Source organism: Pseudomonas fluorescens, from assembly GCF_001902145.1.
Lineage (GTDB): Bacteria > Pseudomonadota > Gammaproteobacteria > Pseudomonadales > Pseudomonadaceae > Aquipseudomonas > Aquipseudomonas fluorescens_BV.
On the sequence record NZ_MRST01000016.1, the window covers coordinates 150,936 to 167,930 of the forward strand.

A 16,995-nucleotide genomic window follows, 5' to 3' on the forward strand; every position below is an offset into this window, starting at 1 on the left:
TTCGCGAGCAAGCTCGCTCCTACAGTTAGGGAGTCAGGGCTTATCTTGATCTCTGGGCCAACTCAGGCTGAAACACGCCCCGCCCAGGTTGTTGCTCTTGCTGATCAACGCCCGCCCGCCGTGCCAATAGATTATCCGCCGCACGATCGACAAGCCCAGGCCATGCCCGCCAGAAGCGCGGGTACGGCTGTCATCCAGGCGCAGGAACGGCGTGAAGATCCGCTCCCAGGCGCTTTCCGGCACACCGGGGCCATCGTCTTCCACATCAATGCGACAGCGCACCTGCCCCACCTGATAACTGATCAACACTTGGCCTCTGGCGTGGCGCATGGCGTTACTCACCAGATTTTGCAGGGCACGGTGCAAATAGCGCGGTTCAGCGTCGACCCAGGCGTCATCCCAATGTGCCGAGGACAGGCAAATACCACGGGTGACGGTGACCTGCGGGCGCAATGGCGATAATTCGCCAATTACCTGGTCGAGCAATGCATTAAGGTCCACGCGCTGGAAATTCAGCTCCGGCGCACCCTGCTCCAAGCGGGCATAAGTGAGCATCTCGTCCACCAGGCCATCGAGGTCCTGGATATCGCCATCCATGCCTTCCAGATATTTGCGCCGGGCTTCGGGCGTGGCGGCGTCACCGATCATCTCCAGGCCAAAACGCAGGCGCGCGACCGGTGTGCGCAGCTCGTGGGAGACCGCGCGCACCAGCTCACGCTGAATCGCCAGCAATTGCTGCAGGTGCTCAGCCATGCCATTGAAGGCTGCCGCCAGGCGCCCGACCGAGTCGGCACCGCGAGCGGGTACGCGCACTTCCAGGTTGCCCTTTGCGATACGCGTGGCCGCCGCCTCGAGGCCTTTGAGCCGGCGCTCAAGTTGTCGCACCAGCAGATAGACGATCAAGCCGATCAGGGTCAGACCGATCAAGGTGATCAGGATCAGCCATTGCGCCGGGTACGGGTTCATCTGGTACAGCGGGCCGATCTCCAGTACCCAAGGGGTGCCGACCATGCCGGCAAACACGCGAATCGAATCGCCGCCCTTGCCCAGCGCCATCACCGTATCGCCCTCCGCCACGCGACGACGCTGGTCGTCGTCCATGTCGGCCTGGTCAAGGGCCATCAAGTGCATTTCAAAACCAAAACCCTTGGCCTGCTTGATGTCGGCCAGGCGCTGGGGCTGTTCGGCCACCGGGAAACGCACCAGTTCGTCGGCCAGCAGGTAAATAGTCGCACGGGCCAATTGCTCGCTGATCTGCTGCACTTCGCCGGTGAGCACCAATTGCTCTTGCTCGCTGACCAACCGCAGCACCCGCGCCGCGTGGGGGCCGGTCTGTTCCACCAGGACCTGACCGCGTTGCAGGCGGTTGCGCTGGCCCAGGTCCAATTGCGCATCGGTGAACGTGCGCAGCTCCAGCGGGATGCCCAGCAAACGCTCCCACACCGCCAAGGCGCGCTGCCGTTCAATGGCGCTCATGGGTTGCAGGTTATCGCCCATCAACGCAAAGGTGCCGTGGGCCAGGCGCTCACGGTACTGGCCGCTGCGCACGTCATTAAGCAGGTGCAGTGCGAGGGCGCCGAGCAGCGCCACCAGGATCAGTGCCGCGCACATGCCGCCGTAGATGCGCAGGAAGATCGAGTTCACAGCGGCATATCGGCAGCGGCTTCGGGGACGAACAGGTAGCCTTTGCTGCGGATGGTCTTGATCAGGCGTGGGTGGATTGGATCGTCGCCGATCTTTGGCCGAATGCGCGAGATACGCACGTCAATGGAACGATCCTGGCCGTCATAACCGATACCGCGCAGAGCTATGAAGATTTCTTCGCGGGACAGGATGCGCCCGGCATTCGCAACCAGCAGCCACAGCAAGTCGAATTCAGCGCTGGTCAGTTCGATGCTGCCCTCATGCAACCAGGCTTCGCGCAAGGCATTGTCCACCACCAGTGGCCCAAACTGCAGGCGGCGTTGATTTTCCATTGCGGGCGGCGACACCGGCTCGCTGCGGCGTAGCAGCGCCTGGATACGCGCCAGCAACAAACGCGGACGCACGGGTTTGCACACGTAGTCGTCGGCGCCCATGTCGAGGCCCAGCACCTGGTCCATGTCGTCGGTGCGCGCGGTGAGCATCAGGATCACGCCGTCATAGCGCTCGCGCACTTTACGGCAGATGCTCAGGCCGTCTTCGCCGGGCAGCATCAGGTCGAGGATCACCAGGTCCGGCTGCTCGGCGATGATGCGCGCCGCGGCCTTGGCACCATCGCCTTCTACCGACACACGCAGGCCGTTGCTTTCCAGGTACTCACGGGTCAACTCGGCGAGTCGCTCGTCGTCCTCGACGATCAGTATCTGCCAGGCTTCTTGCTCCATGCGCTACCTCGGTTCTCTATTGTAGGAGCGAGCTTGCTCGCGAAGAACGCAAGGGCACCGCATTTATCCAGGTTTGCTGCATTATCGTTGACGATGTTCGCGAGCGAGCTCGCTCCTACAGTTGTCATATGGAGCAAGCACGCTATCGCCCTGATCAAGGCCGATTGTAGCCATGCACCGGCCCTTGAACACAAGCCGGGAAATCCATTCGGTCATGGCGATTTTTTGTGGTAGGGTTCGCGCCCTCAAAATTCCCGCCTGCAGTTTCTACCCGGGAATATTCGGTGACAAACGGTGTAATCCAGTAGTAATGCGGCCTACACGGGTGTTCCATGATTCATACACATTTTACCCACAGCGTTATCCACAGGTAGTGCGTTGCTAAGCCCCCGAAAACGCATTATCTTGTACCTCGACGCTAAAAAAACCCTACATGTAGGGTTTTCAGCGAAAAGACCAAACACAAATCAGACAAGAAACTCAAGCGCTTTCTTGCTCGTGTTTGGTTGAACCAAAGCATTTTTTGAAAGCCCAAACCGCGCACGCGGATGGCAACCGTTTTCCAGCCCGATTGGCAGAAAACGGTACGGGTGTTGCAGGGCTTGAATGGGGCCACTGTCACCCACCAGGAATACGGCTAAGGGCTCCCCGGCCCCGAACCAAAGACTTCGGCATGGAAGCGGCGCGATGAGCTCCCTTCCTCCTGTCCCGAAGTTGTTATGCCAGGCCCAGGCCTGCTGTAAGTGCTTCAGGACGGAACGGTGGGCACCGTGATGGTGCCCAAATAAATATAGAATGTGGAGACACCCCCTCATGCAAACCGACACAACTCGCGAGAACCCGCAAGGCTCCGTGCCGCAGGCCGCTGATTCGAACCTGGATCTGTCCGCCACTGCACCTGGCCAACTGCGCGTGATCAAGCGTAACGGCACTGTCGTTCCTTATACCGATGACAAAATCACCGTCGCCATCACCAAAGCGTTTCTTGCAGTTGAAGGCGGCACCGCTGCCGCTTCGTCGCGCATCCACGACACCGTTGCCCGCCTGACCGAACAGGTCACCGCGACCTTCAAGCGTCGCATGCCATCGGGCGGCACCATCCACATCGAAGAAATCCAGGACCAGGTCGAACTGGCCCTGATGCGTGCTGGCGAGCAGAAAGTGGCCCGCGACTACGTGATCTACCGCGATTCACGTGCCAAGGAACGTGCCGTACGCTCCCCGGCCGAAGAGGCCGCCGTACAAGCGCACCCGTCGATCCGCATCACCCTGGCCGACGGCAGCTTCGCACCGCTGGACCTGGGCCGCCTGAACACCATCATCACCGAGGCCTGCGAAGGCCTGGAAGAAGTCGACGGTGACCTGATCCAACGCGAAACCCTGAAGAACCTGTACGACGGCGTAGCCCTGACCGACGTCAACACCGCCCTGGTGATGACCGCCCGTACCCTGGTCGAGCGTGAGCCGAACTACTCGTTCGTGACCGCCCGCCTGCTGATGGACACCCTGCGCGCCGAAGGCCTGGGCTTCCTGAAAGTCGCCGACAGCGCCACTCATCACGAGATGGCCGACCTGTACGCCAAGGCACTGCCGGCCTACATCGCCAAAGGTATCGAATTCGAATTGCTGAACCCGATCCTGGCCACCTTCGACCTGGAAAAACTCGGCAAGGCCATCAACCACGAGCGTGACCAGCAGTTCACCTACCTGGGCCTGCAAACCCTGTACGACCGTTACTTCATCCACAAGGACGGCATCCGCTTCGAACTGCCGCAAGTGTTCTTCATGCGCGTGGCCATGGGCCTGGCGATCGAAGAGAAGAACAAAGAAGACCGTGCGATCGAGTTCTACAACCTGCTGTCGTCCTTCGACTACATGTCGTCGACCCCGACCCTGTTCAACGCCGGCACCCTGCGTCCACAGCTGTCGAGCTGCTACCTGACCACCGTGCCGGATGACCTGTCGGGCATCTACCACGCGATCCACGACAACGCCATGCTGTCCAAATTCGCCGGCGGCCTGGGCAACGACTGGACACCGGTGCGTGCTCTGGGTTCTTACATCAAGGGCACCAACGGCAAGTCCCAGGGCGTCGTGCCCTTCCTGAAAGTGGTGAACGACACCGCTGTTGCCGTGAACCAGGGTGGCAAGCGCAAAGGCGCTGTATGTGCCTACCTGGAAACCTGGCACATGGACATTGAAGAGTTCATCGAGCTGCGCAAGAACACCGGTGATGACCGTCGTCGTACCCACGACATGAACACCGCCAACTGGATCCCTGACCTGTTCATGAAGCGCGTCTTCGATGACGGCAAGTGGACCCTGTTCTCGCCATCCGAAGTGCCGGACCTGCACGACCTGACCGGCAAGGCCTTCGAAGAGCGCTACGAGTACTACGAAGCCCTCACCGAATACCCAGGCAAGGTCAAGCTGTTCAAGACCATCCAGGCCAAAGACCTGTGGCGCAAAATGCTGTCCATGCTGTTCGAAACCGGCCACCCATGGTTGACCTTCAAGGACCCATGCAACCTGCGCAGCCCGCAGCAGCACGTGGGCGTGGTCCACAGCTCGAACCTGTGCACCGAGATCACCTTGAACACCAACAAGGACGAGATCGCCGTTTGCAACCTGGGTTCGATCAACCTGCCGAACCACATCGTCAACGGCAAGCTGGACACCGCCAAGCTGGAGCGTACCGTCAACACCGCCGTACGCATGCTCGATAACGTGATCGACATCAACTACTACTCGGTGCCACAGGCGCAGAACTCCAACTTCAAGCACCGTCCGGTTGGCCTGGGGATCATGGGCTTCCAGGACGCGTTGTACCTGCAGCACATCCCTTACGGTTCCGATGCAGCGGTCGAGTTCGCCGACAAGTCCATGGAAGCGGTCAGCTACTACGCGATCCAGGCCTCCTGCGACCTGGCCGACGAGCGCGGCGCCTACGAGACGTTCCAGGGTTCGCTGTGGTCCAAGGGCATCCTGCCGCTGGATTCGCAACAGATCCTGATCGAAGCCCGTGGCCAGAAGTACATCGACGTTGACCTCAACGAAACCCTGGACTGGGCGCCGGTACGTGCCCGTGTGCAGAAAGGTATTCGTAACTCCAACATCATGGCCATCGCACCGACCGCCACCATCGCCAACATCACTGGCGTGTCGCAGTCGATCGAACCGACCTACCAGAACCTGTATGTGAAATCGAACCTGTCGGGCGAGTTCACCGTGATCAACCCGTACCTGGTTCGCGATCTGAAGGCCCGCGGCCTGTGGGACTCGGTCATGATCAACGACCTGAAGTACTACGACGGTTCCGTGCAGCAGATCGAGCGCATCCCGCAAGAACTCAAAGAGCTCTACGCGACCGCCTTCGAAGTGGACACCAAGTGGATCGTTGACGCCGCCAGCCGTCGTCAGAAGTGGATCGACCAGGCCCAGTCCCTGAACCTGTACATTGCCGGTGCTTCGGGCAAGAAGCTGGACGTGACCTACCGCATGGCGTGGTACCGTGGCCTGAAAACCACTTACTACCTCCGTGCCCTGGCCGCCACCAGCACCGAGAAGTCGACCATCAACACCGGTAAGCTGAACGCAGTGTCCAGCGGCAACCACGGTGATGACTCGGTACTCGCAGCGCCAGCCGGCCCGGCACCTGTGCCAAAGGCCTGCGCGATTGACGAGCCGGATTGCGAAGCTTGCCAATAAGCTGAGCCTGCCCAGGGGCATTAACCCACTGGATCGAAAAAGCCCGATAAACCCCGACTGCATAGGGTTTATCGGGCTTTTTGCTGATCGCCCTAGAGGAAGGCGTACGCAATACCCTGCTTCGGCGTGCCCCCCCTGCGCCCCCACAACTCCACGCGCCCATCGATGACCGCCATCGAATGGCGATCGTAGGCCACTACACCGAGCTTGCCGCTCGCTAGCTCACGGCTTGAAGACTGCCGGTAAAGACCTTTCAAACCCAGGCGATCCAATGCTTCGTGGGGCATTTCGCCGTTGTTCAAACTTTGCATCGCATGGGCGAAGCTTCTTTTGGATTGACTTGGGTTGTCGTCCAGCCCATTACCTTCAATCTGTGCCCGCTTGGCGCTCGCTGCAAACATGAAGTTGGCATCGGTCAGCATGCCCGGATTATCCCCCTTGAACTGCGCATACCTGGCCGCCTGCCTTAATTCGTCCTTGGATAAATCAAGTTCGAAGCCATCACGCATTTTTACGTAATAACCGTCTGCTGACTCTTTTACCTCCTTGAAAACGTCAGTGGGTTTTTGACCAAACCTCATCATGGCGCCCTTTATCGCTGAAACTGTAACGCAATTGCCATCGGGCCCCTGGCTGAATCCACTCCAGATGTTGTCCGGTTTTTTCCCTGGGTTACTTTGATCAGGCTTGTAGTTGAAGTGCTTGGAACCTTCCGTAATCGGCAGATTACTCATAGGCTCGCTGGGCCCAAAATTGCCGGGGCTTGGCCTGCCACCACCGCCCCCACCACCGCCACCACCTGGCGACGGGCCAGGTGAAGGCGGCGAGGGCGTGGGTGATGTATCGTCCGTTTCCGGAAACCATTCCTTCATCAGGCGCCGCAGCATCTCCAGCCAGGAGACGTCTGCCTTCTCCATCAACTCCAGCATGATCTCCTTGAACTTTTCATCCCCCAGTTCTTCGCGCTTCTCGTTCAACTTGTCACGAAGGTCTCGAACGGTCTGGCTCTTGGATGTTTTTTCGGCATCCCTCAACTCATTGAGCAGTTGCCTAACCGATTCAGCATCAGAGGACTTGCCTCCCCCGGGTTCATCCGACTGACTTTTGCGTGTGTATACATCGGCGCTTAAATCACTCGGGACAAACCAGTGACTACCTGATGGCGCCCCCTCCCACTGCTTGTACATCGCCATGCATCTCTCCAGATGGTCCATGGGCCACATGCGCCCGTGCCCATGCGTGGCGCAATCGGCGTTGGGCGTTCCAGCAGCAAGGCGAGATGAAACAGGCAGCAAACTAGTAACGCGCGCACAAAAAAGCCCCTCGATTGAGGGGCTTTTTTGTGTGCAGGTATTAGCGCGGTGGCATCAGGTCATCTGAATGATGGTCTGCATGATGGTGCTTTGGGTGGAGATGGTCTTGGCGTTCGCCTGGTAGTTGCTCTGGGCCTTGATCAGGTCCACCAGCTCGTTGGTCAGGTTGACGTTGGAGTTCTCCAGGGAGGTGGCCTTGATCGACCCCAGAGTGCCAGATTCCGGTGCATCGAAGCCCGGCTGGCCCGACGCGAAGGTTTCTTTCCAGGTCGTACCGCCGGCGGGCTGCAGGCCCTGCTCGTTGTTGAAGCTGGCCAGGGAAATCTGGCCGATGGCCTTGCTCTGCTGGTTACTGAAAGTGGCGAAGAGCACACCGCTGCCATCGATCTTCAGGCCGGTGATCTGGCCGGTGGCGTAACCATCTGTGACCGGCGGGTTACGATAGCTGGCCGAGTTGTACTGGGTGACGGTGCCCATGTTGATGGCGATGCCATCCTTGTTAGCCGTCGCATCGTTAGCCTTCCATACGCCATCGGTCACCGTGCCAGGCACCCAATCCTTGATGGTCAAGGTGTTACCGGCAACACCGCCGGTCACGATGCTCTTGAGGTTACCAGCACCATCGAAGCTCAACGTCGACGGCACAGGCGCCTTCACGTCAGCACCGGTACCGGTAGGAGCCGAACCATCAGGATTGCGGCCATCGATCAAGGTGTAGGCCTGCCACTGGTTGGCATCGGTTTTGACCAAGTACTGCACCATCGGGTGCGCGTTGCCCTGGGAGTCGTACAAGGTGGTGCTGTATTGCGTGGTGAAGCTTTCGGACTTGGTTGGATCAAACGGGTTCTTGGACTGATCGATCACAGGCGACGAGGAGTTCAGGTTGCTGGAAGAGTCCACCTTGGTAGACGCCTTCGGTGGCAGGTTCGCCAGGTTCAGCTGCAGATCAACCAGGCCACCTTTGGTGATTTTGCCATTCTCGTCCGCGGCATAGCCTTGCAGGCGCGAGGTGCCGGTATTGTTGGTGATATAGCCGTCTTTGTCAGCGCGGAAGGCACCGCTACGGGTGTATTCCAGCGAGCCGTCGCTGCCCTTCTGCACGAAGAAGCCACCACCCTGGATCGCCATGTCGAGGATACCGCCACTCCCGTTGACGTCGCCCTGGGTGAACTGCTGGGACACCGCCGCCAGGTTCACACCGTTGCCGATGCTGTTCTGGCCGGTGCCCAGCTTGGAGGCCGCGTAGATATCCGCGAATTCCGCACGGGATGACTTGAAGCCAGTGGTCGCGACGTTGGCGATGTTGTTGCCGGTCACGTCCAGTTGTTTGTTGGCCGCATAGAGGCCGCTAAGGCCGATGTTAAAAGACATGTTTCTCTCCTCTGCCGTATTTAGCCGGCTCTATGTACCGATAGTCTGAATTTGCGACAGCTTGACGCTGCCCATGCCGCCTGCAAGGTTGAGCAGCATTTCGCCGCCGGTCTTGCTCAAGGTCACGCTGGTGACCGTGGCTGGTAGCGAGGTGGCCAGGGCCACCGCGTCACCTGTGTCGTTCTTGGTGGAGGCATTGAAGGTGTAGGTGCCGGCTGGGGCGACCTCACCCTTGTCGTTCTTGCCGTCCCAGATAAAGCTCTGGCTGCCGGCACTCTGCGCGCCCATATCCACGGTGCGCACGACGTTGCCGTCCTTGTCGGTGATCTTGACGGACACGTTGCCCACCGCCGATGGCACCGCCACCGAACCGTTCATGCTCTTGCTGGTATCAACCATGGCTTTGTCGGTCTGGATAATGATCGACCGCCCCACCAGCGACGAAGCCTGCAGCGCTTGCGAAGAGCTGAAGTTGCTGGAGATGTTGTTCACCGAGTCGTTCAGGGTGTTGATGCCTTCCAGGCTGCTGAACTGGGCAAGCTGGGCCACGAACGCGCCGTTGTCCTGGGGCGACAGCGGGTTCTGGTTTTTCAGCTGGGTCACCAGCAACTGCAGGAATGCGTCCTTGCCCAGCGCCTGGTTACCCGTGGCAGCTTTGGAAACATTCGATACATTGTTCGAAGCGTCCTTGACCTTGGAGTTGAACAGGTCCTGGACAGCCGTGTTGTTTGACGTATCAACGATGGCCATTATTTGGCGCCCCTTATCACTGACCCAGGGTCAGGACCTTCTGCATCATGGTTTTGGCGGTGTTCATCATTTCCGCGTTGGTCTGGAACGAGCGGCTGGCGGAAATCATGTCAGCCATTTCCTCGACCACGTTGACGTTGGGGTAGTAGACGTAACCCTTTTCGTTGGCGGCAGGATGGTTCGGCTCGTAACGGGCCTCCAGGTTGCTCTGGTCTTCGACCACGCCCAACACCTGCACGCCGGAGCCGGCTGCGTCCTGATTCTGGAACAACGACTCGCTGCCGCCTGCCTGGCCACCCTGGAACATGGTGGCAAACACCGGATGGCGGGCGCGATAGGTCTGGTCAATGCTTGAGGAAACGGTCTCGGCGTTGGCGATGTTACTGGCGACGGTGTTCAAACGCGTGGTCTGCGCGCTCATGCCACTGCCGGCAATATTGAAAACACTGGACAGGGACATGGCTTACTCTCCGCGCAGGGCTGACATCAGCCCTTTGAATTTACTGTTGAGCAGGGTGAAGCTGGCCTGGAAGTTCACCGAGTTTTCGGCGTAGTTCGATTGCTCCAGCTGGGCGTCGACGGTGTTCTGGTCGATCGACGGCTGCATCGGCGTGCGATACAGCAGCGACTCGTCACCATTGCCCAGGCCTTGCGCTTCGATATGACGGCTGTTGGTCATGTTCAAGGCGAAGGTGCCGTTCTTGGTCTTGTCCTGTTGTGCGGCGAGCACGGCGGAGAAGTCCAGGTCCCGAGCTTTGTAGTTCGGGGTGTCGGCGTTGGCGATGTTGTTGGCCAGGACTTCGGCACGCTGGGCGCGGAAGCCCAGGGCTTGTTCGTGGATACCGAGCGCTTTATCGAAGCTGATGCTCATGGCGGAAACCTTTAGGCTGACCTGCTGTTCGTTAGCAGGGTTATAGCAAGGTGCATGCCAAACTTGCGAGAGCCCGTATATCAAGGGTTTCGAGGGGAGTTGCCGGCGACTATGCCAGAAAAGCGGCAAGCGATTTCCGCGTAGTGCCAGTAAAGCGGCAATGGGACTTGCCGCTTTACGCCAGCTTACCGAGAAAACAAATGTGGGAGCTGGCTTGCCTGCGATGGCGTAGTGCCTGCCGACTTATTCATCGACTGACACACCGCCATCGCGGGCAAGCCCGGCTCCCACAGTTTTATTGCATACACCCAGACTACTTGGCCTGGTAGATGATCCCCGGGCTGCATTGCACCATCTGAAAGTGGTCCGGCAGGCCGTTCAATGCCTCGGAAGCACCGAGGAACAGATAACCTCCACGCTTGAGCGTGCCATGGATGCGCAACAGGATGTCTTTCTTCACTTCAGCCGAGAAATAGATCAGCACATTGCGGCAGAACACCATGTCGAACTTGCCCAGGCTGGCGTAACTATCGAGCAGGTTGAACGAGCGGAATTCGACGCGGTTCTTGATCGGCGCCTTGATCGCCCAACGCCCCGCCCCTTTGGGATCGAAGTAACGTTGAAGACGCTCCTGGGACAAGCCTCGGCCCAACGCCAGGCTGTCGTACTCACCGGTCTTGCAGTTGGTGAGCATAGTGCCGGACAAGTCCGTGGCCACAATTTGCGCGCCGGCTTTCAACTGGCCCATGTTGGTCCGCTCGAACTCGTCGATGGACATCGAGATCGAGTACGGCTCCTGCCCCGAGGAACAGGCCGCCGACCATATGCGCAGGCGCTGGCCCGGGCTGGCCTTGATGGCTTCCGGCAAGGCTTTGTTCTTGAGCACTTCAAAGGGATAGGTATCGCGAAACCACAAGGTTTCGTTGGTGGTCATGGCATCGACCACCATTTCCTTGAGCCCGCTGCGCGGCTGCCCCTGAATCCGCTGGACCAACTCACCCAGGGACTTGATGCCCTGCTGTTCCATCAGCTTGTTGAGACGGCTGGATACCAGGTACTGCTTGTTTTCACCGAGCAATATGCCACAGGCCTTTTCCAGGAAGACCCGGAACTGTTCGAAATCCAAATTACCCGTAGACAATGATGCCGCCTCTTAAATCGTGTGACCGCCGGGGGAAATCCCCTAGCCGTGATCTGCTGCCTTGATCCGGTCGACTACCCGGGATGCGAGGTCATCAGGACGGAACTTGGCCAGAAAGTCATCCGCACCGACCTTCTTGACCATTGCCTGATTGAATACCCCCGACAACGAAGTATGCAGGATGATATGCAACTTTTGCATGCGTGGATCGTTACGTATTTCGGCCGTGAGCGTGTAGCCGTCCATTTCCGGCATCTCGATGTCAGAGATCATCATCAAGAATTCTTCTTCAGGCTTCTTGCCTTCGTCTGCCAGCCTGCGCAGGTAATCCAGGGCCTGGCGGCCATCATTGAGGGCTACCACCTCAACCCCGACGGTCTGCAGGCAACGCGTGACCTGCTTGCGCGCCACGGAAGAGTCGTCCACGGTCAGTACACGCAGCGAAACCGCCTTGTGTGCCGTTTCGGCATCCACCACCCCGACGGAGATGGCTTCCGACGTGGGCGCCACTTCGGCGAGGATCTTCTCCACGTCGATGATTTCCACCAACTGGTTATCGACCCGCGTCACCGCCGTCAGGTAGTGATCGCGCCCCGTGCCCTTGGGCGGCGGATGGATCTCTTCCCAGTTCATATTGACGATGCGCTCCACCGAGCGCACCAGAAAACCCTGGGTCTTGGTGTTGTATTCGGTGATGATCACGAAAGGGTTCTGGCGGTCTTGCAAACCCGCGGCCCCCGTGGCCATGGCCAAGTCAAGAATCGGAATGGTCGCGCCACGGATGTTGGCCACGCCGCACACCACCGGACTGGACTTGGGCATGATCGTCAACTTGGGGCATTGCAGCACTTCACGCACTTTAAACACGTTGATGCCATACAACTGTTTGCCATCCAGGCGGAAAAGCAACAACTCCAGGCGATTCTGCCCTACCAGCTGTGTGCGCTGGTTTACTGAATCCATTACACCTGCCATGCCCAGACTCCTAAATCCTAGGGGTACGACGCGTACCCAACACTAAACGGCACGAGCTTTGCTATTTACTGAGTATGGATATTAAAACGACAGTTTCCCGACACCCTGGCCGCTCACGCTACCGCAGACTGCTCTGCGCCGCGATGGCACTGCTTGTCTCGGGCCTGGGCGCCACGGCCCGTGCCGACAACGTCACCCTGCCTGATCTACTTATCGGCGTCACCCAAGGCTTTCTTGAGTTCACTGTAGAAGATTATCTGGCGACCACCCAGACGCCGGGGCGTTATGAAATCCAGGTCAACCAGTTGGACCCTCGCTTGCGCATGCCAATGTGCGACAAGGAATTGACAGCCACTCTGGAAAGCCCGGCCCAGCCGATCGGCCGTGTGACCGTAAAAGTACGCTGTGAGGGCGCGTCGCCCTGGACGGTTTTCGTACCGGCTCAGGTCAAGCTGTTTCGCGATGTAGTGGTAGTGGCGCGGCCATTGAAGCGCACCGGCATCATCGGCTACGACGACGTGGCTCTGCGCGAACGGGACATCAGCCTGATCAACCAGGGCTACCTGACGTCGCTGGACCAGGCCGTCGGGCAGAAACTCACGCGGCCAGTAGTCACCGACCAAGTCCTCACGCTGGTTCATCTGGAACAGGCCGAGGTGATTCGCAAGGGTGATCAAGTGGTGATTTCCGCGAGCAGTGGCGGCCTGAACGTAAGGATGCCGGGCGAGGCGTTGTCCAACGGCGGGATGAGCGAACAGATCCGCGTCAAGAACCTCAACTCCAATCGCGTGATCAAGGCGCGGGTCACGGCACCAGGCCAGGTCGAGGTGGCGCTATAGATGACTGGAATCAAATGCCAGCTTTTCCTACACTGTGTGCTGGATATTGAGCCGAACAGGTTTATTGTCAATCGCGCCTAAAGTTTGCCCGGGTATGGCCGAAAACATGGCAAGCGTCCAAATACCCAGAGGTTTTTCAACATGGTCATTGATTTCAGTCGTTTGAATAACGCCCCGGCCTTGCCCGGCAATACGCGCACCGGCGGTGCCAAGGACAGCGTAGAGGCCAAGCAGCCCTTGCCTGCCAAAGCAGAACAGGTCGCCGCCAGCCAGAGCGGGGAATCGGTACACCTGAGCAATGAGGCTCAACAGTTGCAGAAGGTCACTGACTCGCTGCGCGATCAACCCGTCGTCAATAAAGCCCGCGTGGCCGAATTGAAACAGGCTATCGCTGATGGCAGCTATAAAGTCGACAGCAACCGTGTAGCCAGCAAGCTGCTCAACTTCGAAGCCGAGCGCTAGGCAAAGGCCTGCGCAGGGCTTTTGGACGCTTAAAACCCAAGGCCAGCCATGCACCACGACGAACATTTGCTCCAACTGATCATTGATGATCTGGCGCCGACGCAACAATTGCTCGAGCTGCTCAAGGAAGAATCCCTGGCCTTGTACGGCCGGGATATGCCCTTGCTGGAAGAAATCCTGGCGCGCAAACAGTCGCTGATTGTCTTGCTCGAACAGCACGGCAAGAAACGCAGCGAGATCCTGATCAGCCTGGGCCTGCCCGCCGATCATGATGGCCTGGCACAACTGGCCAGCCACTCTTCAGTCGGCGATCAACTGCTGGCACAAAGCAAAGAACTCAATCATTTGCTCGCCCAGTGCCAGGAAGCCAACCTGCTCAACGGTCAGTCGATCCAGCTTCAGCAAGCCACCACCGCCAATCAGTTGCGCATACTGCACGGCGGAGAGCCTCCGGCCCTGTATAACGCCCAAGGCTCCACCTCACGCCTGGTCAAACCAAGCACCCGCAGCCAAGCCTGACGCCGGTTTACAGCGTGACCTATCCAAGGCGCGCTACATACTGGCAAAATGCCGGTTCTTGCGTGTAGTCGTATTTTGCCTGGAGATGGAAGAACCGTGTTCAACGCCCTTAATGCGGAAGATGCACCGCAGCCCCCCAAGGTGCTCACCACGCCTCTGGAAATCGCCAGCACGTTGCGGATGCTGCAAGAAAGCCATGACCCGCTGATCATCACTTTCCACGAACGCAGCCAGCGCTTCCAGAGCTACTTGGTGGACATCGACCGGGACAGTAAAACGCTGGTACTCGACGAAATGATTCCCCGCGACGGTGAACGCTATCTTGAGAACGGTGAAGCCTTCCGTATCGAAGGTTTCCATGAGGGCGTGCGGGTTGCCTGGGAAAGCAACGGCACCTTGATCATCAGCGAAAAAGGCGGCCACCGTATCTACAGCGGCAGCCTGCCCGGCGAAGTGGTTTACCACCAAAGACGCAATGCCTTCCGCGCCGCACTGAAACTCGCGCAATTGGTGGATATTCAGTTAGGTGGCGAGAAGCTCAAGGCGCCTGTCAGCGGTAAGCTGTTGGACATCTCGGCAACCGGCTGCAAATTGCGCTTTGAAGGCGACATCTCCGAGCGTCTGCAGTTGGGCCAGGTCTATGATCGCTTTATCGCTGCCCTGCCCTTCGGCAGCATGACCACCTCCGTGGAACTACGCTACCTGCACTTCGAAGACAAGATCAACACCACCTTTGCCGGCGTGCGCTTTCACAACATGAGTGGCTTGGTGCAGCGGCAAGTGGAACGCTTTGTCTATCAATTACAGCGCGAGGCTCGACGCTTCGATAAAGACGATGATCTTTGAGCTTTAAACGCTGAGATAAAAAACGGGCAGGTCCTGATGGGATCTGCCCGTTTTTTCGTTCAGGGGCGCGCCCTGCTTAGGTCATGGGGATGTTCGTCCGGGTCTGGTGGCTCGTGCGGTTCTTCGCTCGTCGGCTCGTCGGTTTCAGGGGCAGGCTCTGGATCGGGCACAGTGACTTGCATCTGCTCCTGTACCACCTGCTCATCCACCCGCGGGTCAAGGGCAGCCACCAAAGGCGAACTGGACATGCTGTCGGGCATCGCCACGTGGTGCAGCGGCGCGTCGTCGACCTGATGCAGGTTGGTCACCGCCTTGGGGCGAATGCGCCACACCAGGATCAATGCACACAGGCTGAAAAACGCATAGAGCATCTGGCTGCCGAATAGCTTCATTACCACACCGGCCAACAGCGGCCCCACGCTGGCGCCGACCCCGTAGGTCACCAGCAACATGGCCGTAAGCGATACCCGACGATCGCCTTCCACATGGTCGTTGGAAAAGGCCACTGCCAAAGGATAAAGGCAGAACTGCACCAGCGAACAGAAGAAGCCCGCCACGAACAACACTTCCAGCGGTACCTGGGTCATGATAGCCAACGGCAAGGCCGTCACCGCCAGGCACAAGGCAAAACAGCGTATCAGCAGTGCGCGGTCATAGCGGTCCGACAACCAGCCCAGCGGCCACTGCACGACCAATCCAGCAAAAATGCAGCTACCCATGAACAGGCCGACTTGCTCAGTCGTCAGGCCCTGCTGAGAGGCGTAGAGCGGTGCCAAACCGTAGAACGAACCGACGATCAACCCAGCGCCCAACACGGTGCTGAGCGACTGCGGCACGCGCTTGATAAAGAAGCGCGGCTCCATCGGGGCCGGGTGCAGTGGGGCCGGGTGAATGCGTCGAGTCATTGCCACCGGGACCAGGCACAGCGCAAAGCACAACGCCACCAGCATCAACAGCTCAAGCCCAAGATGGGGATGCATGACCAGGATCAGTTGGCCCAGCACCAACCCAAGGTAGGACGCAATCATGTAGCCGCTGAACACTACACCGCGCTGCTTGGCATCCGCCTGCTCGTTGAGCCAACTCTCGATGACCATGTACTGGCACATCATCCCCAGGCCCACGATCATCCGCAGCACAATCCAGGCTGGCAGCCAATCAATCAAACCGTGACCCAGCACCGCTGCACCGACGATGCCCGCGCAGGTGGCATAGGCGCGAATATGCCCGACCCTGGCAATGAGGCGATGTCCGAGCTTGCCGCCCAGCACCAAGCCAAAATAGTTGGCAGCCATCAGCGCACCGACCCACAGGCTGTCGACATTGTCTGCTGCCAGACGCAAAGCCAGATAAGTACTAAGCAGGCCGGAGCCGATCAGCATCATCAAAGAGGCGAAATAAAGGGCTCGAAAAGATTTCCAGATCTGGCGCATCGGCGTTCCGAGCGGCTCCTTGCGGTGAGGGGTAGGGCTATCAGCATGATAGTCCGGGGCGGTTGAGTCCGGACAGACGGCAGGGCCTGTTTCCGGGGATTATTTTGTTTCACAGCTCAGACGCTACGTGGGTGTCTGTGAGGTACATAACCGTGGAGATAAATACACGGCGCACCACCTGTGAACCTTGATAACACGCAAGGTTCGACTGGTATTCGGGTATCTGTACAAAAGGCTTCAGTGGAACACTGTGCAGGCTTCGGAAGTTGGCGTTCTTTTCGAGCGCCCAAAACAAAACCCCAACTGCTTTCGCAATTGGGGTTTCGGAATTTAATCTTGACGATGACCTACTCTCACATGGGGAAACCCCACACTACCATCGGCGATGCATCGTTTCACTG

Annotated in this window: 15 protein-coding genes; 5 read left to right on the forward strand and 10 right to left on the reverse strand. The window is 58.7% G+C overall.

Features of this window, described 5'->3' with window-relative positions; translation table 11 throughout:
- Positions 1-33: 33 nt before the first annotated feature.
- Positions 34-1,644, reverse strand: a complete 1,611-nt coding sequence (locus BUE92_RS04075) for an ATP-binding protein (RefSeq protein ID WP_073522020.1) — start codon at positions 1,642-1,644, stop codon at positions 34-36.
- Positions 1,641-2,366, reverse strand: a complete 726-nt coding sequence (locus BUE92_RS04080; RefSeq protein WP_073522021.1) for a response regulator — start codon at positions 2,364-2,366, stop codon at positions 1,641-1,643. Before BUE92_RS04080 ends, BUE92_RS04075 begins: the two co-directional genes overlap by 4 nt.
- An 813-nt stretch (positions 2,367-3,179) precedes the next feature.
- Between BUE92_RS04080 and BUE92_RS04085 the strand changes: the two genes are divergently transcribed.
- On the forward strand, positions 3,180-6,074 hold the full coding sequence (locus tag BUE92_RS04085) for a ribonucleoside-diphosphate reductase subunit alpha (RefSeq protein ID WP_032879843.1): 2,895 nt from the start codon (positions 3,180-3,182) through the stop codon (positions 6,072-6,074).
- A gap of 92 nt (positions 6,075-6,166) precedes the next feature.
- Here BUE92_RS04085 and BUE92_RS04090 read toward each other — a convergent pair whose 3' ends face one another.
- The 7 genes from BUE92_RS04090 to BUE92_RS04120 all read right to left on the reverse strand — a co-directional run bounded on the left by BUE92_RS04090 (position 6,167) and on the right by BUE92_RS04120 (position 12,495).
- Positions 6,167-7,267: a hypothetical protein gene (locus tag BUE92_RS04090; protein ID WP_178380680.1), complete on the reverse strand. Its 1,101-nt coding sequence runs from the start codon at positions 7,265-7,267 to the stop codon at positions 6,167-6,169.
- Between the two features lie 174 nt (positions 7,268-7,441).
- Positions 7,442-8,758, reverse strand: coding sequence for a flagellar hook protein FlgE (gene flgE / locus BUE92_RS04095; RefSeq protein ID WP_073522023.1), 1,317 nt, complete (start codon positions 8,756-8,758; stop codon positions 7,442-7,444).
- 30 nt (positions 8,759-8,788) lie between these two features.
- Positions 8,789-9,508 (reverse strand): flagellar hook assembly protein FlgD, encoded by a 720-nt coding sequence (gene flgD, locus BUE92_RS04100; RefSeq protein WP_073522024.1) that lies wholly within the window; start codon positions 9,506-9,508, stop codon positions 8,789-8,791.
- A gap of 16 nt (positions 9,509-9,524) precedes the next feature.
- Positions 9,525-9,968, reverse strand: a complete 444-nt coding sequence (gene flgC / locus BUE92_RS04105; RefSeq protein ID WP_032895649.1) for a flagellar basal body rod protein FlgC — start codon at positions 9,966-9,968, stop codon at positions 9,525-9,527.
- Between the two features lie 3 nt (positions 9,969-9,971).
- Positions 9,972-10,379, reverse strand: coding sequence for a flagellar basal body rod protein FlgB (flgB, locus tag BUE92_RS04110; protein WP_034120825.1), 408 nt, complete (start codon positions 10,377-10,379; stop codon positions 9,972-9,974).
- Positions 10,380-10,692: 313 nt separating this feature from the next.
- Positions 10,693-11,520 carry a protein-glutamate O-methyltransferase CheR gene (gene cheR, locus BUE92_RS04115; RefSeq protein WP_073522025.1) on the reverse strand — a complete coding sequence of 276 codons (828 nt, stop codon included), beginning with the start codon at positions 11,518-11,520 and terminating at the stop codon, positions 10,693-10,695.
- Positions 11,521-11,562: 42 nt separating this feature from the next.
- Complete coding sequence (locus BUE92_RS04120) at positions 11,563-12,495, reverse strand: chemotaxis protein CheV (protein WP_073522026.1); 933 nt, start codon at positions 12,493-12,495, stop codon at positions 11,563-11,565.
- A gap of 74 nt (positions 12,496-12,569) precedes the next feature.
- Between BUE92_RS04120 and flgA the strand changes: the two genes are divergently transcribed.
- The 4 genes from flgA (at position 12,570) to BUE92_RS04140 (ending at position 15,161) form a co-directional block, all read left to right on the forward strand.
- Positions 12,570-13,334, forward strand: coding sequence for a flagellar basal body P-ring formation chaperone FlgA (gene flgA / locus BUE92_RS04125; protein WP_073522027.1), 765 nt, complete (start codon positions 12,570-12,572; stop codon positions 13,332-13,334).
- A 141-nt stretch (positions 13,335-13,475) separates the two neighbouring features.
- Positions 13,476-13,796, forward strand: a complete 321-nt coding sequence (gene flgM, locus BUE92_RS04130; RefSeq protein ID WP_073522028.1) for a flagellar biosynthesis anti-sigma factor FlgM — start codon at positions 13,476-13,478, stop codon at positions 13,794-13,796.
- Positions 13,797-13,844: 48 nt separating this feature from the next.
- Positions 13,845-14,315, forward strand: a complete 471-nt coding sequence (locus BUE92_RS04135; protein ID WP_014719584.1) for a flagella synthesis protein FlgN — start codon at positions 13,845-13,847, stop codon at positions 14,313-14,315.
- Positions 14,316-14,411: 96 nt separating this feature from the next.
- Positions 14,412-15,161: a flagellar brake protein gene (locus BUE92_RS04140; RefSeq protein ID WP_073522029.1), complete on the forward strand. Its 750-nt coding sequence runs from the start codon at positions 14,412-14,414 to the stop codon at positions 15,159-15,161.
- 59 nt (positions 15,162-15,220) lie between these two features.
- Here the strand turns inward: BUE92_RS04140 and BUE92_RS04145 are convergent, their stop codons facing one another.
- Positions 15,221-16,594 carry an MFS transporter gene (locus BUE92_RS04145; protein ID WP_073522031.1) on the reverse strand — a complete coding sequence of 458 codons (1,374 nt, stop codon included), beginning with the start codon at positions 16,592-16,594 and terminating at the stop codon, positions 15,221-15,223.
- Between the last annotated feature and the right edge of the window lie 401 nt (positions 16,595-16,995).